At 66.4% G+C, this 20,751-nt stretch carries 18 protein-coding genes; 7 read left to right on the top strand and 11 right to left on the bottom strand.

The genetic code is table 11. The features are described from left to right. The first annotated feature begins 219 nt into the window (after positions 1-219). Genes AAIL68_RS10355 through cysW form a run of 4 tightly spaced genes read left to right on the top strand, consistent with a single transcriptional unit; the run spans position 220 to position 3,987 of the window. Positions 220-1,317 carry an ATP-binding cassette domain-containing protein gene (locus tag AAIL68_RS10355; protein ID WP_347139694.1) on the top strand — a complete coding sequence of 366 codons (1,098 nt, stop codon included), beginning with the start codon at positions 220-222 and terminating at the stop codon, positions 1,315-1,317. Next, the gene (locus AAIL68_RS10350) at positions 1,314-2,309 is read left to right on the top strand and encodes a sulfate ABC transporter substrate-binding protein (protein ID WP_347139693.1); all 996 of its coding nucleotides are present in this window, start codon (positions 1,314-1,316) and stop codon (positions 2,307-2,309) included. The genes AAIL68_RS10355 and AAIL68_RS10350 overlap by 4 nt, the downstream gene beginning before the upstream one ends. Further along, positions 2,306-3,160, top strand: coding sequence for a sulfate ABC transporter permease subunit CysT (gene cysT, locus AAIL68_RS10345; protein ID WP_347139692.1), 855 nt, complete (start codon positions 2,306-2,308; stop codon positions 3,158-3,160). The genes AAIL68_RS10350 and cysT overlap by 4 nt, the downstream gene beginning before the upstream one ends. Beyond that, positions 3,157-3,987 carry a sulfate ABC transporter permease subunit CysW gene (cysW, locus tag AAIL68_RS10340; RefSeq protein WP_347139691.1) on the top strand — a complete coding sequence of 277 codons (831 nt, stop codon included), beginning with the start codon at positions 3,157-3,159 and terminating at the stop codon, positions 3,985-3,987. The genes cysT and cysW overlap by 4 nt, the downstream gene beginning before the upstream one ends. Here the strand turns inward: cysW and AAIL68_RS10335 are convergent, their stop codons facing one another. Together AAIL68_RS10335 and AAIL68_RS10330 are read right to left on the bottom strand one after the other, a co-directional pair. Further along, positions 3,988-5,310, bottom strand: coding sequence for a sigma-54 dependent transcriptional regulator (locus tag AAIL68_RS10335; RefSeq protein WP_347139690.1), 1,323 nt, complete (start codon positions 5,308-5,310; stop codon positions 3,988-3,990). It abuts the gene before it with no gap. Then, the gene (locus AAIL68_RS10330; protein WP_347139717.1) at positions 5,307-6,989 is read right to left on the bottom strand and encodes an ATP-binding protein; all 1,683 of its coding nucleotides are present in this window, start codon (positions 6,987-6,989) and stop codon (positions 5,307-5,309) included. Before AAIL68_RS10330 ends, AAIL68_RS10335 begins: the two co-directional genes overlap by 4 nt. 215 nt (positions 6,990-7,204) lie before the next feature. On the opposite strand from AAIL68_RS10330, the gene AAIL68_RS10325 reads away from it, so the two are divergent. Next, positions 7,205-8,575, top strand: a complete 1,371-nt coding sequence (locus tag AAIL68_RS10325; RefSeq protein WP_347139689.1) for a dicarboxylate/amino acid:cation symporter — start codon at positions 7,205-7,207, stop codon at positions 8,573-8,575. 54 nt (positions 8,576-8,629) lie between these two features. On the opposite strand, the gene AAIL68_RS10320 is transcribed toward AAIL68_RS10325, so the two are convergent. From AAIL68_RS10320 to AAIL68_RS10285, 8 genes are read right to left on the bottom strand one after another with little or no spacing between them, the layout of a single operon-like run. Continuing rightward, positions 8,630-9,589 (bottom strand): 2-hydroxyacid dehydrogenase, encoded by a 960-nt coding sequence (locus AAIL68_RS10320; RefSeq protein ID WP_347139688.1) that lies wholly within the window; start codon positions 9,587-9,589, stop codon positions 8,630-8,632. Between the two features lie 8 nt (positions 9,590-9,597). Then, complete coding sequence (gene ggt, locus AAIL68_RS10315) at positions 9,598-11,202, bottom strand: gamma-glutamyltransferase (RefSeq protein ID WP_347139687.1); 1,605 nt, start codon at positions 11,200-11,202, stop codon at positions 9,598-9,600. A gap of 51 nt (positions 11,203-11,253) precedes the next feature. Further along, entirely contained in the window at positions 11,254-12,852 is a 1,599-nt protein-coding gene (locus tag AAIL68_RS10310; protein WP_347139686.1) for a GMC family oxidoreductase N-terminal domain-containing protein, read from the bottom strand. Continuing rightward, positions 12,852-13,850 (bottom strand): branched-chain amino acid ABC transporter permease, encoded by a 999-nt coding sequence (locus tag AAIL68_RS10305; protein ID WP_347139685.1) that lies wholly within the window; start codon positions 13,848-13,850, stop codon positions 12,852-12,854. Before AAIL68_RS10305 ends, AAIL68_RS10310 begins: the two co-directional genes overlap by 1 nt. A 1-nt stretch (position 13,851) precedes the next feature. Beyond that, positions 13,852-14,739, bottom strand: coding sequence for a branched-chain amino acid ABC transporter permease (locus tag AAIL68_RS10300; RefSeq protein WP_347139684.1), 888 nt, complete (start codon positions 14,737-14,739; stop codon positions 13,852-13,854). Between the two features lies 1 nt (position 14,740). After that, on the bottom strand, positions 14,741-15,445 hold the full coding sequence (locus tag AAIL68_RS10295; protein WP_347139683.1) for an ABC transporter ATP-binding protein: 705 nt from the start codon (positions 15,443-15,445) through the stop codon (positions 14,741-14,743). Continuing rightward, the gene (locus AAIL68_RS10290) at positions 15,442-16,215 is read right to left on the bottom strand and encodes an ABC transporter ATP-binding protein (protein ID WP_347139716.1); all 774 of its coding nucleotides are present in this window, start codon (positions 16,213-16,215) and stop codon (positions 15,442-15,444) included. The genes AAIL68_RS10295 and AAIL68_RS10290 overlap by 4 nt, the downstream gene beginning before the upstream one ends. A 15-nt stretch (positions 16,216-16,230) precedes the next feature. Next, on the bottom strand, positions 16,231-17,433 hold the full coding sequence (locus AAIL68_RS10285) for an ABC transporter substrate-binding protein (protein ID WP_347139682.1): 1,203 nt from the start codon (positions 17,431-17,433) through the stop codon (positions 16,231-16,233). Positions 17,434-17,621: 188 nt separating this feature from the next. On the opposite strand from AAIL68_RS10285, the gene AAIL68_RS10280 reads away from it, so the two are divergent. Together AAIL68_RS10280 and AAIL68_RS10275 are read left to right on the top strand one after the other, a co-directional pair. Beyond that, entirely contained in the window at positions 17,622-18,527 is a 906-nt protein-coding gene (locus tag AAIL68_RS10280; RefSeq protein ID WP_347139681.1) for a LysR family transcriptional regulator, read from the top strand. A gap of 125 nt (positions 18,528-18,652) precedes the next feature. Continuing rightward, positions 18,653-19,105, top strand: coding sequence for a DUF1236 domain-containing protein (locus AAIL68_RS10275; protein ID WP_347139680.1), 453 nt, complete (start codon positions 18,653-18,655; stop codon positions 19,103-19,105). Positions 19,106-19,194: 89 nt separating this feature from the next. Here the strand turns inward: AAIL68_RS10275 and rhaI are convergent, their stop codons facing one another. Beyond that, on the bottom strand, positions 19,195-20,751 hold the full coding sequence (gene rhaI, locus AAIL68_RS10270; protein ID WP_347139679.1) for an L-rhamnose catabolism isomerase: 1,557 nt from the start codon (positions 20,749-20,751) through the stop codon (positions 19,195-19,197).

Raw genomic sequence — 20,751 nt, 5'->3', positions numbered from 1 at the left:
GCTTATAGGGACGAAGTCTTGATAAAAAGGAAAATATCTGCTTCCGCAGCGTCGCGGCGCACCGGATTACGCAGGGCGTGGGTGATGGTGGTCCGGGGCTTTCGCAAAGCCCGGCATTTCGGGAACAACGTCCTGACTTTCCACCCCGAAACGCAACCCTCCATTCCTTGGCAAGGAAGGGCCCGGTTGCTAGGTGTCGCGTGAAAACAGGAGCCACCCATGTCGCTTGTGATCTCGCACCTTGCCCGGCGCTTCGGCGCGACCCCTGTCTTGCGGGGGATCGAGCTTGAGGTGCGCCAGGGCGAACTGATCGCGCTGCTCGGTCCCTCGGGGTCGGGCAAGACGACGCTCTTGCGGATCATCGCGGGGCTCGACTGGCCGGATGCGGGCGGGCTGTCCTTTGACGGCGCCGACTGGCTGGCGAAGTCGGCGGCGGAACGGCGGATCGGCTTTGTCTTCCAGCATTACGCGCTGTTCCCGCACATGACCGTGCGCGACAACATCGCCTTCGGCCTGACCGTCCTGCCGCGCGCCAGCCGCCCCGGCCAGGCGCAAGTCGCGGCCACCGTGAACCGGCTGCTGCGGTTCCTGCAGATCGACGGTCTGGCCGGCCGCTATCCGGCGGAACTGTCGGGCGGGCAGCGCCAGCGGGTCGCCCTGGGCCGCGCCATGGCCATCGAACCCCGCGTGCTGCTGCTGGACGAACCCTTCGGCGCACTGGATGCCCAGGTCCGCCGCGACCTGCGCCGCTGGCTGCGCGGCGTCCATGACAGCGCGGGCACGACCACCATCTTCGTGACCCACGACCAGGAGGAAGCCTTCGAGCTTGCCGACCGCGTGGTGGTGATGAACGGCGGCGTCATCGAGCAGATCGGCCGCCCGGACGAGATCTATGACCATCCCGCCACGCCTTTCGTCGCCCGTTTCCTGGGCCTGACGGTGGAACTGCCCGTGACCATGCGCGCGGGCCGGGCACATGCTGCGGGCCTGGATCTGACCGGCCTGCCCCGCCGTGCCATCCCCGACGGACCTGCCACGCTGTTCCTGCGCCCCGCCGACATCATGCCCGTCCCCGACCCTGCGGCACCGTTCCGCGTGGCCGAGATCGCCTCCACCGGCGCGCTGCTGCGGCTGGTGGCGGAAGACGGCACCGGCTGCCGGATCGAGGCCGAGGTGCCGCGCCGCGATGGCCGTGGCCTGTCAGTCGGCCAGCATGTCGGACTGCGCATCATCGCGGGCCAGATCTTTCCCGGCGGCACAGCGCCTGCCGCCCTGCCCGCCGACACATCCCGGACCCTGAAGGAGGCTCGCCCGTGAAAACCCGTCTGACCACCGCCCTTGCCCTTGTGCTGGGCCTTGCCTCGCCCGTGGCTGCGCAGGACGCGATCCTGAACGTGTCCTATGACGTTGCCCGCGAGTTGTTCGCCCAGTTGAACCCGGTCTTTGCCGAGAAGTGGCAGGAGCAGACCGGCCGCAGCGTCACCATCGACCAGTCGCATGGCGGATCGTCCAAGCAGGCGCGCGCCATCTTGGAAGGGCTGCCCGCCGATGTCGTGACCTTCAACCAGGTGACCGACATCGACGTTCTGGCCGAAGGCGGGATGGTCGATGAGAACTGGCGCGAGGCTTTCCCGAACCAGGCCTCGCCCTATTACTCGCTGCCCGCCTTCCTGGTGCGCGAGGGCAACCCCAAGGGAATCGACGACTGGGACGACCTGGCGCAGGACGGCGTGCAGGTGATCTTCCCCAACCCCAAGACCAGCGGCAATGCGCGCTATACCTATCTGGCGGCCTATGCCTATGCGCTGGACAAGAGCAACGGCGATCAGGCGGCGGCGCAGGAGTTTGTCAAAAAGATCTTCGCCAATGTCCCGGTCTTCGACCAGGGCGGACGCGCGGCCACCACGACCTTCGCCGAACGCGGCATCGGCGACGTGCTGATCACCTTCGAGGCCGAGACCGGCGGCATCGCGAAACAGTATGCCGACGCCAAGCTGGAACGGGTCACGCCGTCCCTGTCGATCCTGGCGGAGTTCCCGGTCGCCGTCGTGACGGAAAACGCCGAAAGCAAGGGCACGGAGGAGGTGTCGAAGGCCTATCTCGACTTCCTCTATTCGCCCGACGCGCAGCGCATCCTGGCGCAGAACTTCAACCGCGTGCATGACCAGGCGATCACCGCCGAATTCGCCGCCAACTTCCCCGACGTGAAGCTGGTCACGGTGGAAGACGTGTTCGGCGGCTGGGAGAAGGTTCAGGAGGAACACTTCGCCGAAGGCGGGATTCTTGATTCGGTGTTCGTGAACCAATGAGCGTCGCGGCGGTCATTCCCGCCAGAGGGCGGCAAAGGCGGGTTCTGCCGGGCTTCGGCCTGACCATGGGCCTGACGCTGACCTATGTCGGCGTCATCGTCCTGCTGCCCGTCATCGCCCTGTTCCTGAAGGGGGCCGAGATCGGTCCCCTCCGCTTCTGGGAGATCGTGACCGCCCCCCGCACGCTGGCCGCCCTGCGGCTGACCATTACCGCCGCCGCCCTGGCGACACTGTTCAACGCGGCCTATGGGCTGCTGATGGCCTGGGTGCTGGTCCGCTACCGCTTTCCGGGTCGCAGGCTGCTGGATGCGATGATGGACATTCCCTTCGCCCTGCCGACCGCCGTCGCGGGTCTGGCCCTGACCGCGCTGTTTTCGGAAAACGGCTGGTATGGCGCGATCCTAGCGCCCGCCGGGATCTCGGTCGTCTATACGATCTGGGGGGTGGCGATCGCCATGTCCTTCACCTCGATCCCCTTCGTGGTCCGCACCGTCCAGCCGATCCTGGAGGATCTGGACCAAAGCCAGGAGGAAGCGGCCCGCACACTTGGCGCGACCCCGTTCCAGATTTTCACGAAGGTGATCTTTCCGGCGATCCTGCCGTCCTTTCTGGTCGGCACCACCATCGCTTTCGCGCGGTCGCTTGGCGAATTCGGCGCGGTGATCTTCATCGCGGGCAACCTGCCGATGAAGACGGAAATCGCCTCGCTTCTGGCGGTGATCCGGCTCGAGGAATACGACTACAACGGCGCCGCAGCCATCGCGCTGACGCTGGTCGCCATCGCCATGGTGCTGCTGGTGCTGTCGAACTGGCTGCAATCGCGCCTGACGCGGCGGAGGGTTCCGGCATGACGCCTGCTGCCCCCGCCGCCCTTGCCCCGCGACAGGACCGCCGCGCCCAGTGGCTGCTGGTCGGCCTTGCCATCGCGCTGACCCTGTTCATCGTCGTGGTGCCGCTGGTCTATATCTTCTGGCGCGCCCTGTCCGAGGGCTTTGCGGCCTTCGCACAGAACATCCTGGCCCCCGACACGCTGCACGCGATCTGGCTGACCTCGGCCGTGGCGGTCATCACGCTGCCCATCAACCTTGTCATCGGCATTGCCGCCGCCTGGCTGATCGCGCGCTTCACCTTTCCCGGCCGCAAGGCGCTGCTGACGATCATCGAACTGCCGTTCTCGATTTCTCCGATCATCGCGGGGGTCTGCTATCTGCTGCTCTACGGGCGGCAGGGGCTGCTTGGCCCGGTCCTGGCGGCGGGCGACATCAAGATCCTGTTCGCCCTGCCCGGCATCGTCATGGTGACGCTGTTCGTCACCGGCCCCTTTGTCGCGCGCGAAGTCCTGCCCCTGATGCAGGCGCAAGGGTCCGAACAGGAGCAGGCGGCGCTGACGCTGGGCGCCTCGGGCTGGCAGATCTTCTGGCGGGTGACGCTCCCGAACATCCGCTGGGCGCTGCTTTACGGCGCGGTCCTGGCGACGGCGCGGGCGGTGGGCGAGTTCGGCGCGGTCTCGGTCGTCTCGGGCGCGATCCGGGGGCAGACCATGACCCTGCCCTTGCAGATCGAACTGCTGTTCAACGACCTGAACACGGTCGGCGCCTTCGCCGCCGCATCCACCCTGACGCTGATCGCCCTTGTGGTGCTGGTTCTGAAAACCATCCTGGAAGGCCGCACCCGCTGATCAGCGGCGGAAATCCGTGGGCCTGATCCCGTGGCGGGCCAGCTTGTCATAGAAGGTCTTGCGCGGCAGTTGCAGCCGCGCCATCGCCGCCGTGGCATTGCCGCCCGACAGCCGCAGGGCGTCGCGGATCAGGTCGGCCTCGTAGGTCGCGACCAGCTGGGACAATCCGGGCGCGGTGCCGTTGGACTGCGCATCGAAGGGCGTCACGCCGATGGCCTGGCTTTCGGCGAATCCGCGCAGTTCCGGCAGGTTGCCGGGCCATCCATGCGCCGCCAGACGCGACTTGACGGGGCCGGTCATCGCGGGCGGGGGCCGGTCAAGGCGCGCGCAGGCAGCCAGCAGGAAATGGCGATACAGCCCGGGAATATCCTCTCGCCGCTCGGCCAGCGAAGGCACGGGCAGGACCGTGCCCGACAGGCGATAGAACAGGCGGGCATCGAACTGCCCGTCTGCGACCCGCTGCTCCAGATCGGCCGTGGTCGAGGCCAGAAGCTGCACGTCCATGGGCCGGGGTGCTGCGGCGCCTGCGGGCCAGAACTCGCCCGCCTCAAGGATCGCGGCCAGACGCGCCTGCATCGGGGACGTCAGCGCATCCACGCGGTCAAGGAACAGCACACCCCGCTGCGCCCTTTCCAGATGCCCCGCCTGCCTTGTGCCGCGCGGCCCCGGCGCCTCGCCGCCCAGAAGGTCGGCGTCGAAACGAGCATCATCCAAGGCATCGCAGGCCAGATGCACGAAGGCGCGGGCGCGGCGCGGCCCCTGGCGGTGGATGGCGCGCGCGACGGTCAGCTTGCCCGCGCCATCGGGGCCGGTCAGCAGGGCGTGTCCTTCGGCCTCGGCGATGCGGTCAAGCGCGGCGCGCAGATGCTGCATGACCTCGCTACTGCCAGCCAGTTCGGGAAAGCTGTCCGAGGCATCGTGGCTGGCCTGCCGCAGCGCGCGGTTTTCCAGCACCAGGGCACGGGCGGCGGCGGCACGGTTCAGCGCGGCCAGCAGCACGTCGCGGCCCAAGGGCTTGGTCAGAAAGTCGTAGGCCCCGGCCTTCAGCGCGGCCACCGCCATGGGCACGTCGCCATGGCCGGTCAGCAGGATCACCGGCAGGTCGGGGTCGATGGTGTGAAGGCGCTGGAACAGTTGCAACCCATCCATGCCGGGCATCCGCACATCCGACAGGACGACACCCGGATAGTCACGCGTGACCCCCGCCAGGGCGTCTGTCGCCAGCCCGAAATCCTCGACCGCGAAGCCTGCCATCTGCAGCGTCTGGACCTGCGCGGCGCGCAGATCCTCGTCATCCTCGACCAGACGGACAAGCCCTGTCATGCGGCTCTCCTCAGCGTCAGGCGGAAGGTCGCGCCCTGCCCGTGCACCACATCGTCGGCGGTCAGGTCGCCGCCGAGGTCGCGGGCGATGTCGCGCGAAATGACCAGGCCCAGCCCAAGCCCCTGCGCCTTGCTGGTCGCGAAGGGGGCGAAAAGCTGGTCCCTGACTTGGGCCGACAGGCCAGGTCCGTTATCCGCAACCGTCAGCGTCACGCGGTCGGTGTCAGCCTGAACCCCGATGCGGATCCAGGGGTCGGCGCGGCCTTCCTGCGCCTCGAAGGCATTGGTCAGCAGGTTCACGAGGATCTGCTCCACCCGCACCTGTTCGCCGACAACCGCCAGCCCTTCGGGTATTTCGGGCAGATGCACGGGAATGTCGCCGGCCTTGCGGCGGCTGGCCGTCAGCAGCAGCGAAGATTCGATTACCGCGTGCAGGGGAACGGGGCCGATCTCGCCGGTGGCCTTGCGGGCAAAGCTGCGAAGCTGGTCGGTGATCTGGCCGATCCGGTCGGTCATGCGTGCGATGCGGACCAGGTTGTCGCCCGCCGGTCCGCCGGGGGACATGGCCTGCCCGTTCTCGGCCAGCAGCCGGATCGTTGCCAGCGGCTGGTTGATCTCATGCGCGACGCCTGCGGTGATCTGGCCCATGGTTGCCAGCTTGTTGGCCTGGACCAGGTCGGACTGCATCCGCGACAGGCGTTGCCGGGCCCGCTGACGCTCTCGGATCTCCTCGGACAGGTCACGGGTGCGTTCGGCCACGGCACGCTCCAGCTCGGCGCGATAGGTGCGGTCGGCCTGGGCCTTGCGGAAGGCGCGCCTGCGTGCGCGGCGGGCCTGATCGGCCAGGGCGATCAGCAGCAGCATCGCCAGCGCAGCCGCGCCCGAGGCATAGGCGGCCGTCTGCGACGCTTCCCGCGTGGGCACATGCATGGCAAGCGTCCAACCCGTGCCCCGCACCGGCAACGCGATGACCAGGCTGTCGGGCACGACAGGCGGCGTGCCGGTAAAGCGAAGCTGCGCATCGGTGGTGATGATGACACGGCCATCGGCCTCGGTCACATGGGTGGCGTTGGGACTGCGCGCCCAGGCGGCCTCCAGCGCGTCGAATTCCACCTTGACGACGACCACCCCCAGCAGCACGCCTTGGTCCCGCACGTCGTGGGACAGATACAATCCCGGCTTTCCGCTGACGGTGCCAAGGGCGAATTCCATCGCGGTCGGCTGGACAAGCGCGTCCCGGAAATAGGCGCGGAAGCTGTAGTCATGGCCCACGAAGCTTTCGGGACGGTTCCAGTTCGAGGCCGCGATGGTATAGCCCGTCGCCTCCATCAGATAGATCACCGCGCTTTGCGTCTCGGACCGCAGGCGTTCCAGCTTGGCCGATACCCGGTCCCGCATGTCCTGCGATCCGGCGCGAAGCGTGGCCTTGACCAGATCGTCATCGGCCAGGATCGCCACCACGGCCCGCTGCCGGTCCAGGATGCTTTCCAGGGTCAGGGCGCGGGATTGCGCAGCCGCCTGCCCTTCGGCCCGCAGGTTCTGAAGCGCGCCGGACCGCACGCCCCAGAAGACCGCCGCCGGAACCAGGACCAGCAGCGCCAAGGCAACCGCAACCGCCAGCCATCCCGCCACCCGCGACAAGGGCGGCGAATCACCTGCTGTCTGTGCGGCGTCCTGCATGTCGGTCACGCGTCCGGCTGTCCTGGCCAAGTGTTTCCATTTCCACACTAGCAGTTTGGACCTGTGCGGAAAACCACACATATTTCAGGCGCCATCATATGAAAACGGACATGTTTTCAGTGGTTTGCTGCCATGATGCAAGAATTTCGGGCAGCCCCGCCGCCTGCATAGAATAGCCCCCACCGCATTACATCAAGGCTGGAGGAGGCCTTTCCATGCAGCTGGACACATCCGCGCATCCCGTGGCCCATGAGAAGCGGCCATTCTATCGCCACCTGTATTTCCAGGTCGTCATCGCCATCGCGGCGGGCGCCCTGCTGGGCCATTTCTATCCCGAAACCGGCGAGGCGCTGAAGCCGCTCGGCGACGGCTTCATCAAGCTGGTCAAGATGATCATCGCCCCCGTCATCTTCCTGACCATCGTCACCGGCCTTGCGGGCATGGGATCGCTGCGCGGCGTGGGCTCGGTCGTGGGAAAGGCGTTCGCCTATTTCCTGACCTTCTCGACTCTGGCGCTGATCGTGGGCCTGATCGTGGCCAATGTCATCCAGCCGGGATCGGGGATGAACATCGACCCCGCGTCGCTCGATGCCTCGACAGTGTCAGGCTATGCCGAAAAGGCGCATGAAACGTCGCTGACGGGCTTTGTCATGGACATCATCCCGACCACGCTGGTCTCGGCCTTTGTCGAAGGCAACATCCTGCAGGTGCTGTTCGTCGCCATCCTGTTCGGCATCGGCCTGATCCTGGTCGGCGACAAGGGCAAGCCCGTGCTGAACATCCTGGAATCGGCCAGCTTCGCGATCTTCCGCGTGGTGGACATCCTGATGAAGGCTGCGCCCATCGGCGCCTTCGGGGCCTTCGCCTTCACCATCGGCAAATACGGCATCGCGTCGATCATGAACCTGGCGATGCTGGTGGGCACGTTCTACCTGACCTCGGCGCTGTTCGTGATCGTGGTCCTGGGCACCGTCTGCATGGTCAACGGCTTCTCGATCTTCCGGCTGATTTCCTATCTCAAGGCGGAAATCCTGCTGGTCCTGGGCACCTCGTCCTCGGAATCCGCCCTGCCCTCGCTGATGGAGAAGATGGAAAAGGCGGGCTGCGCGCGTCCCGTGGTGGGCCTGGTCGTCCCGACCGGCTACAGCTTCAACCTGGACGGCACCAACATCTACATGACGCTGGCCGCGCTGTTCATCGCCCAGGCGACGAATACCGACCTGACGCTGCAACAGCAGGTGCTGCTGCTGCTGGTCGCCATGCTGTCGTCCAAGGGCGCTGCGGGCGTGACCGGCGCGGGCTTCATCACCCTGGCCGCGACCCTGTCGGTCGTGCCGACCGTGCCGGTGGCCGGCATGGCGCTGATCCTGGGCGTGGACCGCTTCATGTCGGAATGCCGGTCCATCACCAACTTCATCGGCAACGCGGTCGCAACGGTGGTCGTCAGCCGCTGGCAGGGTGCGCTGGACCGGGAACGCTTCGATGCCGCAATGGGCGGGCGCGACCTGGAAGGCTTCGCCGCCCCTGTCACCGGCCTGGCCATGCACCCCGCAGGGCTGCAACTGGGCGAACGCAACGCCGACTGACCTGCCGGAAAAGACGAAAGGGTGCCGCGTCACTGCGGCGCCCTTTTTGCTGCCTTACACCAGGATGTCGTCCTGACGCGGTGGCGTCCCGTTCTGGACCGCCAGCAAGTTCTCCACCATCCGCGTCACCGAAGGCGCAAAACCCTTCGCGTCAAGCGCCGCCAGATGCGGGGTCAGCACGACCCGGTCCAGCCCCAGCAGAGGGTTGTCGGGCGCGATCGGTTCGACCGAGAACACGTCGATCCCGGCGCCGCGTAGGCGGCCCGCGCGGATCGCCTCGGCCAGATCAGCCTCGACCAACACGCCGCCGCGAGCGGCGTTGACCAGGATGGCGTCGGGCTTCATCAGCGCCAACTGGTCGCGCCCGATCAGGTTGCGGGTGCTGTCGTTCAACTCGCAGTTCAGCGTCACCACCTCCGATGCCGCCAGCAGATCGTCCAATGGCGCGAAGCTGGCGCCCAGATCCGCTTCCTCGGCGGCAGGCAGGGGGGTGCGCTTGGTGTAAAGGATCGGGCAGCCAAAGCCCCGCAGCAGCCGGGCAAGCGCCTTGCCGATATGGCCCATGCCGATGATCCCGACGGTGCGGCCCGACAGCGTGACCGAACTTGGCGCGACCTGCCCCTTGGGCCAGCCGCCGTTCAGGATGCCGACATGGCCGCGCACGATGCCGCGGTTGACGGCAAGGATCAGGCCCAGCGTGGTTTCCGCCACCGCCACCGCATTCGATCCGGTGGTGCGGAACACCCGCACCCCATGCCTGCGCGCGGCATCCAGATCGATGCCGTCAAAGCCCACGCCCCACTTGTGCACCGCCCGCAGCCCTGGCGTGGCGAACATCGCCTCGGTCACGGGTACGTCGCCGGTGATGGCGAAGCGGGCGCCCTGCAGCGCCGCAAGCTGGTCCTGCGGCGCACGGGATACCGCCGTGGTCAGCACCCATCCCGGCGGCAGGAAGGGCCGGATGCGGTCCAGCCGTTCGGGCGCCGCGGGATCGAGAAGAACAACGGTGGTCATGCTTTGCCTCAGATCACGAAGCGGATGCCGGCGCGCGCCAGGCCGCCGGCCTGCGCCATGACGGTGCCATCCGCGCGCCAGCAGGCGGCGCCGGTCATGGTGCCGTCCGGCGCGAAGCCGATGGCGTTCATGCCGCCGCCGATGGTCTTGACCAGTCGCACCTCATGGCCGCGCGCGCGCATGGCATCGGCCTGCGCCGCATAAGCCGGTTCCAGTTCCAGGTGATGTCCTTCGGTCCACAGGCGGGGCGCCTCGACCGCCTGTTGCAGGGTCATGCCGTGGTCGATCAGGTTGACGATGGCCTGCATGGCGGACGGAAAGATCCGCACCGCCCCCGGCAGGCCAAGCGCATAGAGCGGCTGCCCGTCCCGCAGCACCATCATCGGCGCCATCGAGGTCGGCACCCGCTTGCCTGGCGCGATGGACAGCGCCCGCCCCGGCCGGGGGTCATAGTTCAGCATGTAGTTGTTCGGGATGATCCCCGTTCCCGGCACCATGAAGCACGCGCCCCACAGCCCGTTGATCGTATGGGTGGCGCTGACGATATTGCCGTCCGCATCGGCCACGGTCAGGTGCGTGGTGTCGCGGCTTTCATGGATCACGGGCATCCGCTGCCGGGCATAGTCCTTGGAGGTGAAGCGATCCACGGGCACATCCACGAAATCGGGATCGCCGGACGCCGCGCGGCGGTCCTCGAACGCCAGGGCAATCGCCCGCGCCAGCAGGTCCATGGCATCGGGGTTGCCAAAACCCATGCCGCGCAGGTCGAACGGCTCCAGCATGTTCAGCATCTGGACGACGTGAACGCCCGAGGATGCGGGGGGCGGCGGGCCGACGATGGTATGGCCGCGATAGGTGCCGAAGATCGCCTCTCGCTCAATGGCCCGCGCTGCCGCCAGGTCGTCCAGTGTCACATGACCCTCACCTTCCAGGCGATCCACGAGGGCGCGGCCCAGATCGCCGCCATGCAGCGCCGCATCGCCCTGCGCCTGGATCAGCCGCAGGCTTTCGGCGTAATCGCCCATGACCAGCCGCGACCCCGGTGCCAGCGGCGCGCCATCCGGCAGCAGCAGGCGCGCGATCTCGAGGTCCATGCGCAGGTCGGATTCGTGTTCGCGAATGGCGCCGTGCAGGTATGGGCTGACGGCAAATCCGCGCGCCGCCGCGCGGATAGCTGGTTCCACCACATCGGCCCACGGTAAGCGCCCGTATCGCTGGTGCATCAGGCACCAGCCGCGCAGGTTGCTGGGCACCGCAACCGCTGACGGCCCGACCCTGTTGCGCCGCCCTTCGACCTCCATATAGGCATCCGGCAGGTCGGACAGCGGCGTGAACATGTCGGGCCGCGCGCCCTGCCCCGCCGCCGACAGCGCGTCGATCACCACATGCCGCCCGTCCGCCAGCCGCAGATGCGCGATGCCGCCGCCCGCGATGCCCACCATCATCGGCTCTACCACCGTCAGGGTCAGCAGCGCGGCCACAGTGGCGTCGATGGCATTGCCGCCTATGGCCAGCATCTCGGCCCCGGCGGCGGAACCCAGCGGCGCATTCGTCACCACGACGCCCCGTGATCCCGAAGCCGGGCGCTTTTCGCAATCAAAGGGCAAGGTCATGCTGTCGTTTCCGCTGTTCGCCGCCAGCTTAGGCGGCGGGTGGAAGCGCGATCAAGCCCGCGCATCCTCCAGCATCATCCGCGCGGCCTTTTCCGCGATCATCATCACCGGCGCATTGGTGTTGCCGCTGGTGATCGTCGGCATGATGGACGCATCCGCGATCCGCAGCCGCCCCAGCGCGCGCATCCGCAGGCGCGGATCCACGACAGAGCCGTCATCGCTGCCCATCCGGCAGGTGCCGACCGGGTGGAAGATCGTGGTGCCGACCGCGCCCGCCGCCTTGACCAGATCGTCGTCGGTCTGAAAGGCGATGCCAGGGACGTGTTCTTCGGGGTCATAGCGGGTAAAGGCTGGTTGCGCAGCGATCTTGCGGGCCAAGCGTATGGCACGGACGGCCACGTCCCGGTCCCCTGGCGTGGACAGGTAATTCGGCCTAATTGCGGGATGGGCGCGGAAATCGGGGCCTGTCACATGGACCGACCCCCGGCTTTCGGGGCGCAGGTTGCAGACGCTGGCGGTCATGGCGGGGAACGGGTGAACTGGATCGCCGAACTTGTCGAGGCTGACCGGCTGGACATGAAACTCCAGATCCGCCGTGGCCTTGTCGGGACCGGACTTGGCGAAGATGCCCAGCTGGCTGGGCGCCATGGACATCGGCCCGGACCGCTTCAGCAGGTATTCCAGCCCGATGGAGGCCTTGCCCAGCAGGCGAGAGGCCTTTTCGTTCAGCGTCGGCACCCCGCGCACCTTATAGACGAGGCGCAATTGCAGGTGGTCCTGAAGGTTCTCGCCCAGGCCGGGCACCTCGACCTGAGGGGTGATGCCTGCGGCTTGCAGCACATCGCCGCGCCCGATGCCGGATTGCTCCAGGATCTGCACCGACCCGATCGCGCCCGCCGACAGCACGGTTTCACGGGCTGCGCGAACCTGTTGCCGCTGACCGGCGTGATGGAAGACGACGCCCGTGACCTCGCCACCCTCGATCACCAGCCGCTCGACCTCGGCCCCGGTCAGGACGCGCAGGTTCGGGCGCTTGAGGATCGGCCGCAGGAAGGCCTTTGCCGCGCTCCACCGCCAGCCCGCGCGTTGGGTCACGTCGAAATAGCCGCCCCCTTCGTTGTCGCCCCGGTTGAAGTCATCCGTGCGCGGGATGCCCGCCTGTTCCGCCGCGTCCATGAAGGCATCCAGCACGGCCCAGCGGACACGCGCGGTTTCCACCCGCAATTCGCCGCCCGAGCCATGGGCGTTGTCGGCGCCGCGATAGAAATCCTCCTGCGCCTTGAACAGCGGCAGGATGTCGTCCCAGCCCCAGCCGGTGCAGCCCATCTGCCGCCAGCCGTCATAATCCGCCGCCTGCCCGCGCATGTAGATCATGCCGTTGATCGACGAACAGCCGCCCAGAACGCGACCCCGCGGATAAACCAGCGACCGGCCCCCCAGCCCTTCCTCGGCCTGGGTCTTGAAGCCCCAGTCGGTGCGCGGGTTGCCGATGCAGTAAAGATAGCCCACCGGGATGTGGATCCAGTGGTAGTTGTCGCGGCCCCCTGCCTCCAGCAGCAGGACGCGGGTCTTGGGGTCGGCGGACAGGCGGTTGGCCAGCACGCAGCCCGCGCTGCCCGCGCCGATGACGATATAGTCGTAGCTTTCCATCACGATTCCGACCGGAAGCCCAGCCTGCGGCCCAATTTGCTGGCGAAGAACTCGCCGATCAACCCGCGCCGGAACAACAGCACGCAGACCATGAAGACGACGCCCGTGATGATCGTCACCGGAAAGTCCGAGGTGGCGAGATAGTTCTGCAGCGTCACCACAAGGCCCGCGCCCACAACCGGCCCGGCCAGGGTGCCGATGCCGCCCAGAAGGGTCATCAGGATCACCTCGCCCGACATCTGCCAGGTCACGTCGGTCAGGGTGGCGAACTGGAAGATCAGCGCCTTGACGCCCCCCGCCAGCCCCGCAAGCGCCGCCGACATGACAAACGCCCCCAGCTTGTAGCGGCTGACCGAATAGCCCAGCGAGATCGCGCGCTGTTCGTTTTCGCGGATCGATTTCAGGATCATGCCGAAGGGCGAATTGACGAAACGCCAGATGATCAGCAGCCCGATGACGAAGACCGCCAGCACGAAGTAATACATCGTCATCGTGTCGGACAGGTCGATGACGCCGAACAGATGCCCGCGCGGCACCGACTGGATGCCGTCTTCGCCATGCGTGAAGCCCGCTTGCAGGCAGAAGAAGAAGAACATCTGCGACAGGGCCAGCGTGATCATCGCGAAATAGATGCCCTGGCGGCGGATGGCGATGGCGCCCATGACCAGACCCAAGGCCGCTGCGCCCAGGACGCCCAGAAGGATCCCGGCCTCGGGCGGCCAACCCCAGACCTTCACGGCATGGGCGGTGAAGTAGGCCGAGCCGCCGAAGAAGGCGGCGTGGCCGAAGGACAGAAGCCCCGTGTATCCCAGCAGCAGGTTGAAGGCCGCCGCGAACAGGCCGAAGGCCAAGAGCTTCATCAGGAAGATCGGATACAGGAATTGCGGCGCCAGCAGCAGCGCGGCCACGATCACCGCCAGAAGCGCCAGTTGGATCGCCCCGGCCTTGGGGTGGATGGCGATGTGTTCGGAGGGGATGGGTTCGGATTTGCCGGCCATGTCAGGCATCCTTTCCGAAAAGGCCCGCAGGCCGCAGGATCAAGACGATCGCCATGATGACGAAGATCACGATATTGGACGCCTCGGGGTAGAAGACCTTGGTCAGCCCTTCCACCACGCCCAGCATGTAGCCGGTGACGATGGCTCCCAGGATCGACCCCATGCCGCCGACCACGACCACCGCGAAGACGATGATGATGAGGTTCGACCCCATCAGCGGGCTGACCTGATAGACCGGCGCCGCCAGCACGCCGGCAAAGGCCGCCAGCCCCGCGCCAAGCGCATAGGTCAGTGTCAGCAGCAGCGGCACGTTGACGCCAAAGCTTTGCACCAGGACCGGGTTTTCCGTCGCGGCGCGCAGGTAGGCGCCCAGCTTGGTCTTCTCGATCAGGAACCAGACACCCAGGCAGACGATCAGCGAAGCGATAACCACCCAGCCGCGATAGATGGGCAGGAACATGAAGCCCAGGTTGACCGCCCCCGTCAGCGCGCCGGGCGCCGCATAGGGCATCCCGGATGCGCCGTAGAAATAACGGAATGTCCCTTCGATGGCGAGCGCTAGGCCGAAGGTGAACAAGAGCCCGTAAAGGTGGTCCAGCTTGTACAGCCGCGACAGCATCGTGCGTTCGATGATCGCGCCGAACAGGCCCACGATCACCGGCGCCGCAATCAGCGCCAGCCAGTAGTTGACGCCGCCCACGGTCAGCAGCAAGAGCGCCGTGAAGGCGCCCAGCATGTATTGCGCGCCATGCGCGAAGTTGATCACGCGCAGCAGGCCGAAGATCACCGCAAGGCCGAGCGACAGCAGCGCATAGAAGCTGCCGTTGATAAGCCCCACCAGCAACTGTCCCATCAGGGCCTGGACAGGGATGCCGAAGATCATGGTCATGTCACACCCCCAGTTCCCGATGCAGCAGGTCCATGCGGTTCGGCAGGTCCGATACCGGGAATTCGGCGGTCATGGTGCCATGGTCCATCAGATAGAAGCGGTCCGCGACCTTGGCGGCGAAGCGGAAGTTCTGTTCCACCAGCACCACGGTCATGCCGCGTTGTTTCAGTTTGCGCAGCACGTCACCGATGGCGTTGATGATGACCGGGGCCAGCCCCTCGGTCGGTTCATCCAGCAGAAGGCAGCGCGCCCCCGTGCGCAGGATGCGCGCCATGGCCAGCATCTGCTGTTCGCCCCCCGACAGCTTGGTGCCGGGGCTGTTGCGGCGTTCCTGCAGGTTCGGGAACAGGTCATAGATCTCGGCCACGGTCATGCCGCCATCGGCGACCTTGGGCGGCAGCATCAGGTTTTCCTCGACCGACAGCGTGGCGAAGATGCCGCGTTCCTCGGGGACGAAGCCCAGGCCCGCGCGGGCGGTCTTGTGCAGCGGCACCGCCATCATGTCCTGGCCCGCGAAGGTGATGCGGCCCGTGCGCTTGCGCAGGATGCCCATGATCGTGCGCAGGGTCGTGGTCTTGCCCATGCCGTTGCGGCCCAGGATGCAGATCATCTCGCCTTCGTTGACGTGCAGGTCCACGCCGTGCAGCACATGGCTTTCGCCGTACCAGGCCTGCAGCCCGGCGGTTTCCAGAAGCGGGGCCGTCATTCCTCGGTTCCCATATAGGCGGTGCGCACGCGCGGATCGGCGGACACGGTGGCGTAGTCGCCCGTCGCGATGATCTCTCCGCGTTGCAGGACGGTGACGTGGTGGCAGATGTCGGCGACCACGTTCAGGTTATGCTCGACCATCAGGACGGCGCGGGCCTGGGCCACGTCGCGGATGATGTTCGCCACCATCTGCACGTCCTCCTGCCCCATCCCCGCCATCGGTTCGTCCAGCAACAGAACCTCGGGGTCGAGCGCCAGCGTCGTCGCGATCTCCAGCACGCGCTTGCGGCCATAGGACAGGTCGGCGGCGCGGTGGTCGCGGTATGGGGTCAGGCCCAGGTGGTCGATCAGTTCATCGGCGCGCGCGTTCAGCCGATCCAGCGAGGACAGCGGCTTCCAGAACTGCACCGCCAGCCCCGCCGGACGCTGCAGCGCAACCTTGACGTTTTCCCGCACAGTCAGGTTCGGAAACACCGCCGAAATCTGGAAGGACCGCACCAGCCCCATCCGCGCCACCTTGTCGGGCCGTTCTCGGGTGATGTCCTGGCCCAGCAGCGTGATCTTGCCGCGCGTCGGTTGCAGGAACTTGGTCAGCAGGTTGAAGACCGTGGTCTTGCCCGCCCCGTTGGGGCCGATCAGCGCATGGATGCGGGCATGTTCCACATCCAGATCGACATTGTTGACAGCGGTGAAGCCGGCGAAATCCTTGCCCAGACCGCGGGCGGAAAGGACCACCCGCGGCTGGGATTGCGTCATGGCAGGCGCAATATTCATCGGGACGCCTTACTGGGTGACCAGCGGGCAGCCGCTTTTCGCCGGATCCATGAAGGCCTGGTCGCCCGGAATGGTCGCCAGCACGTTGTAATAGTCCCAATCCTCGGTGATGTCGGCGGGGGCCTTCACCTCCATCAGGTAAACGTCCTTGATGAGGCGGCCATTGGCGCCGACCTTGCCGTCCTGCGCGAACACGTCGTTGACCGGCAGTTCGTGCAGCTTGGCGGCGACGGCTTCGGTTTCGTCGGTGCCTGCGGCTTCGATGGCCTTCAGATAGGACATGACCGCGGAATAGGTGCCCGCATGGACCATGTTCGGCATCGACCCGGTGCGTTCCAGGAAGCGGCGGCCGAATTCCTCGGACTCTGGCGTGCGCTTCCAATAGAAGCTTTCCGTCAGGTTCAGGCCCTGCGCGGCCTCGGCCCCTAGGCCATGCACGTCGGCCAGCGTGAACAGCAGCGCGGCCAGCTTCTGCCCGCCCTGCGTGATGCCGAATTCGGCCGCCTGCTTGATCGAATTCTGCGTGTCCGCCCCGGCATTCGCCAGGCCGATCACCTTGGCGCCCGATGCCTGCGCCTGCAGCAGGAAGGACGAGAAGTCGGTGGTTGCCAGCGGATGACGGACCGAACCGACGACCGTGCCGCCATGTTCCTTGACGAAGTTGCCGGTGTTTTCCTCCAGCGAATAGCCGAAGGCATAGTCGGCGGTCAGGAAGAACCAGCTGTCGCCGCCTTCCTTCACCAGGGCGCCGCCGGTGCCGACCGCCAAGGCGTGCGTGTCATAGGCCCAGTGGAAGCCATAGGGCGAACACTGCGCGCCGGTCAGTTCGGTCGTCGCGGCGCCGGTGTTGATGGTGATCTTCTTTTCCTCGACGCTCAGCGCCTGGACGGCCAGGCCTACGGACGAGGTGGTCAGTTCCATGATGGAATCGACCTGTTCGTTGTCATACCACTGGCGCGCGATGTTCGAGGCGATGTCGGGCTTGTTCTGGTGGTCGGCGGTCACGACCTCGATCGGGGCGTCCAGAACCTTGCCGCCGAAATCCTCGACCGCCATCAGCGCGGCTTCATAGGAATTCTTGCCGCCGAAATCGGAATAAACGCCGGACTGGTCGTTCAGGATGCCGATCTTGACCTTGCCATCCGATACCTCGGCCATGGCGGGCGCGGCGATCAGGCCGACCGATGCAGCCGACAACAACAATTTACGCATAGAGCCTCCCTGGGCACGGTCCTTCGGCGCCGCAGCGGGCGCTGCAGGCCGGGACGATGTCTTTTCCATAATGACGAAGGCCTCTCCACCTGCCCTCGTTCATGCGAAAGGATGACCCTAAAGTCACTTTGACACAAGCGTTCAAGGATGACTAATTTCGTTCAGGTTCTGCACAAATTTGAACAAGCATGCTCAGTTGGGACGATCTTCAATTCTTTCTTGCCGTTTCGCGCGAAGGGCAGCTGTCGCGGGCCGCGCGGGTGCTGGGCACGTCCCATGTCACCGTGTCGCGCCGGATCGACCGGCTGGAGCAGGCGCTGAACACCCGCCTGTTCGAACGCAACCCGCGCGGCTATGAGCCCACCCCCGCCGGCCGCCGCCTGGTCGAGACGGCCGAGCGGATGGAGGAGGCCGCCGACCAGATCCCCGTCGAACAGGGCACGGCATCGCGGCAGGCAGGCCCGCTGCGGCTGGCCGCGCCCGAGGGCTTTGCCAGCCTGTTTTCCACCCATCTGTGGCCGGATTTCATCGCCCAGTTTCCCCTGATCTCGCTGGAGCTCATCACCATGCCGCAGATCCTGTCCTTGTCGCGGCGCGAGGCGGACATGTCCGTGACGCTGGATCCCATATCCAGCGGGCCTTACCGTTCCGAAAGGCTCGCGAACTATACGCTGCATCTTTACGCGACCGATGCCTATCTGGCCGCCAATACGCCCATCCAGCGGCGCGAGGATCTGCGCCAGCACCGCATCATCGGCTATATCGAGGAGATGATCTTCGCCCCCGGCCTCGACTATCTGGGCGAGATCCTGCCGGGGATCCGCGCCTCGATCAAAAGCTCCAGCGTGTTCAACCAGCTTGCGGCGGCGCGCAACCACCTGGGGGTGGCCGTGCTGCCCCATTACATCGCCGCGAAATATCCCGAATTGCGGATCGTGCTGCCTGACGAAGTCACGCTGCTGCGCAGCTATTGGCTGACCTGCCACCGCGATGTCCGCGCCATGCGGCGGGAACGCGCCGTGATCGCCTTCCTGACCGACAGCCTGCAGGCGCGCGCGTCCGAACTGGTGCGCCCGCACGCCGCTGCCGGTTGATCTTGAGACCGCGCGGGACAGCCTGCTGGCGAACCAACAGGTTACGGCAGATCACAGGCCCGCGAAGGATGGAACTCTTTGCAGGATCACGGCTTGTCTCGTCATATCATGAGCGGAGACATCCCATGAAAACGATACTGACCATGACCGCCGCCGCCACCCTGGCCGCAGGCGCTGCCTTTGCCCAGACGACCGTGGTCACCACCCCCTCGACCACCGTGCAGGAGGTCCAGACCGATCCCAACACCACGGGCGGCGGCGCTGCTGGTGGCGCGGCCTCGGGCGCGATTGCCGGTGCCGTTGTGGGCGGTCCGGTCGGCGCCGCTGTCGGCGGGATCGCCGGCGCAGTCCTGGGCGACGTGTCCGAGGATGCGCTGACGCCCGAAACCCGGACCTATGTCCTGGAAAACAAGACCGAGTCGGTGGTCATCGACGGAGGCGTCGCGGTCGGCACCGCGATCCCGCAAACCGCCACGATCCAGACCATCCCGAATTCGCAATACCAGTATGTCTATGTGAACGACCGCCCTGTCCTGGTCGATCCGCAGACGCGCCAGGTGATCTACGTCTACGAATAGGCGATATATCCTTGCAAGACGGCAGGCTGGCCCTTGGGCCAGCCTGTTTCCTTTTCGGGATCCCTTTCCCCGGCGGTCCTGCGCCTTCATTAGGCCTTCGGCGTTATGCCCCGCCAGCGTGAAAAATCCGCCGATGCGATGATGCCAAGACCGGCGCAGCTTACGCGCGTCTTGCGGCTGCGGTCGAAGACGATGGTGTCGAAACATGACAACGGGACTGCCGATCCAAGCTCGCGCCAGCGGCGCCTGTCGGTCAGGCCCTCTGCTCCAACAACAGATAGCGGCTGCGGCTGGCCGTTAGCGCTGCGGGTTGAGAGTTTCCCTGCCCCGACAGGTGGAGCCTGCGCCGTGGGCGGCGCCGGACTGCCCAGGGCTAGACGATCCCGCCGCCTCCGCCGGTCACTTTCGGGCGCTTTTCCGCAGCGCGCGCGCCAGCCCGATGCGCGATAGGTGGCGACCGGGTCGATGGCCGCGCCCGTGCGCAGGTGCGCCATCTGCAGGATCGGTTCGACATCGGTGCGGAAAGCCGCGCGCAGGGTGGCCGCCGCCATCAGCGCGTCGCTGCCCTGCTGGAAGGCGGAAAGCGCCGCGCGGTCCACAAGACTGGCCTGGACAAAGGCGCGCTGGATCTCGACGGCCGAGACGATCAGGCTTTCGATGGGATCGGTGACGTTGTGGCTCTGGTCGATCATGTGGGCGAGATCCAGGCCGGGGGTATCCTCCAGTTCCACCAGCTCGTTCCAGACCAGGAACAGGCGGAAGGGCTCGATGGTGCCGCTGTCGAGATCGTCGTCGCCATACTTGCTGTCGTTGAAGTGGAAGCCGCCCAGCTTGCCCGCGCGGATCAGGCGGGCCACGATCATCTCGATGTTCACGTTGGGCGCGTGGTGGCCCAGATCCACCAGGCATTGCGCCTTGGGGCCAAGCTCCTGCGCAGTCAGCAGGCTGGTGCCCCAGTCCTGCACCACGGTCGAATAGAAGGCGGGCTCATAGATCTTGTGTTCGGAAAAGATCCGCCAGTCGTCGGGCAGCCCGGCATAGATCACCTTCATCGAGTCGAGATAGCGGTCGAACTGCCGCGACAGCGAGGTCTGGCCCGGAAAGTTCGACCCGTCGCCGATCCAGACTGTCAGGGCGCGCGATCCGATGGCCCGGCCGATCTCGATGCATTCCAGGTTGTGCTCGACGGCCTGCCGGCGCGTCGCGGCGTCGGTATGGGAGAGTGACCCGAACTTGTAGCTGCGCCCTTGGTCCGGCTGGTCCTGAAAGGTGTTCGAGTTCATGGCATCGAAGCCAAGCCCGACCTCCTCGGCCTTTTCGCGCAGCAGGGTCGGGTCGGCCTTGTCCCATGGGATGTGCAGGCTGACCTTGGGGGTCGCCGCCGTCAGCGCGTGGATCACGCCGCAATCGTCCAGCTTGTCCATGATGCCCGCAGGCTCGCCCGGGCCCGGAAAGCGGGCGAACCGCGTGCCGCCGGTGCCGGTGCCCCAGCTTGGGACAGCCACCCCGAAACCCATGGCACGGGCCGTCAGCGTTTCGATGTCCACGCCCCGCCGCGCCAGTCGCGTGCCCAGGGCGTCGTAATCGGCGGTCAGGTCGGCTTTGCGGGCGGCATTTTCCGCTTCAATGATGGTCTTGTCGATCAT

The sequence above is a fragment of the Paracoccus sp. SSK6 genome (assembly GCF_039770665.1).
Lineage (GTDB): Bacteria > Pseudomonadota > Alphaproteobacteria > Rhodobacterales > Rhodobacteraceae > Paracoccus.
Note: the sequence above shows the minus strand (reverse complement) of the source record. Positions and strands in the feature narration are given on the sequence as shown.

Excerpts from the sequence above, each read along its gene's own strand:
- AAIL68_RS10355 (WP_347139694.1), top strand. The coding sequence starts at position 220 with ATGTCGCTTGTGATCTCGCACCTTGCCCGGCGCTTCGGCGCGACCCCT.
- cysT (WP_347139692.1), top strand. The coding sequence starts at position 2,306 with ATGAGCGTCGCGGCGGTCATTCCCGCCAGAGGGCGGCAAAGGCGGGTT.
- cysW (WP_347139691.1), top strand. The coding sequence starts at position 3,157 with ATGACGCCTGCTGCCCCCGCCGCCCTTGCCCCGCGACAGGACCGCCGC.
- AAIL68_RS10335 (WP_347139690.1), bottom strand. The coding sequence starts at position 5,310 with ATGACAGGGCTTGTCCGTCTGGTCGAGGATGACGAGGATCTGCGCGCC.
- AAIL68_RS10330 (WP_347139717.1), bottom strand. The coding sequence starts at position 6,989 with ATGCAGGACGCCGCACAGACAGCAGGTGATTCGCCGCCCTTGTCGCGG.
- AAIL68_RS10325 (WP_347139689.1), top strand. The coding sequence starts at position 7,205 with ATGCAGCTGGACACATCCGCGCATCCCGTGGCCCATGAGAAGCGGCCA.
- AAIL68_RS10320 (WP_347139688.1), bottom strand. The coding sequence starts at position 9,589 with ATGACCACCGTTGTTCTTCTCGATCCCGCGGCGCCCGAACGGCTGGAC.
- ggt (WP_347139687.1), bottom strand. The coding sequence starts at position 11,202 with ATGACCTTGCCCTTTGATTGCGAAAAGCGCCCGGCTTCGGGATCACGG.
- AAIL68_RS10310 (WP_347139686.1), bottom strand. The coding sequence starts at position 12,852 with ATGGAAAGCTACGACTATATCGTCATCGGCGCGGGCAGCGCGGGCTGC.
- AAIL68_RS10305 (WP_347139685.1), bottom strand. The coding sequence starts at position 13,850 with ATGGCCGGCAAATCCGAACCCATCCCCTCCGAACACATCGCCATCCAC.
- AAIL68_RS10300 (WP_347139684.1), bottom strand. The coding sequence starts at position 14,739 with ATGACCATGATCTTCGGCATCCCTGTCCAGGCCCTGATGGGACAGTTG.
- AAIL68_RS10295 (WP_347139683.1), bottom strand. The coding sequence starts at position 15,445 with ATGACGGCCCCGCTTCTGGAAACCGCCGGGCTGCAGGCCTGGTACGGC.
- AAIL68_RS10285 (WP_347139682.1), bottom strand. The coding sequence starts at position 17,433 with ATGCGTAAATTGTTGTTGTCGGCTGCATCGGTCGGCCTGATCGCCGCG.
- AAIL68_RS10280 (WP_347139681.1), top strand. The coding sequence starts at position 17,622 with ATGCTCAGTTGGGACGATCTTCAATTCTTTCTTGCCGTTTCGCGCGAA.
- AAIL68_RS10275 (WP_347139680.1), top strand. The coding sequence starts at position 18,653 with ATGAAAACGATACTGACCATGACCGCCGCCGCCACCCTGGCCGCAGGC.
- rhaI (WP_347139679.1), bottom strand. The coding sequence starts at position 20,751 with ATGATCGACAAGACCATCATTGAAGCGGAAAATGCCGCCCGCAAAGCC.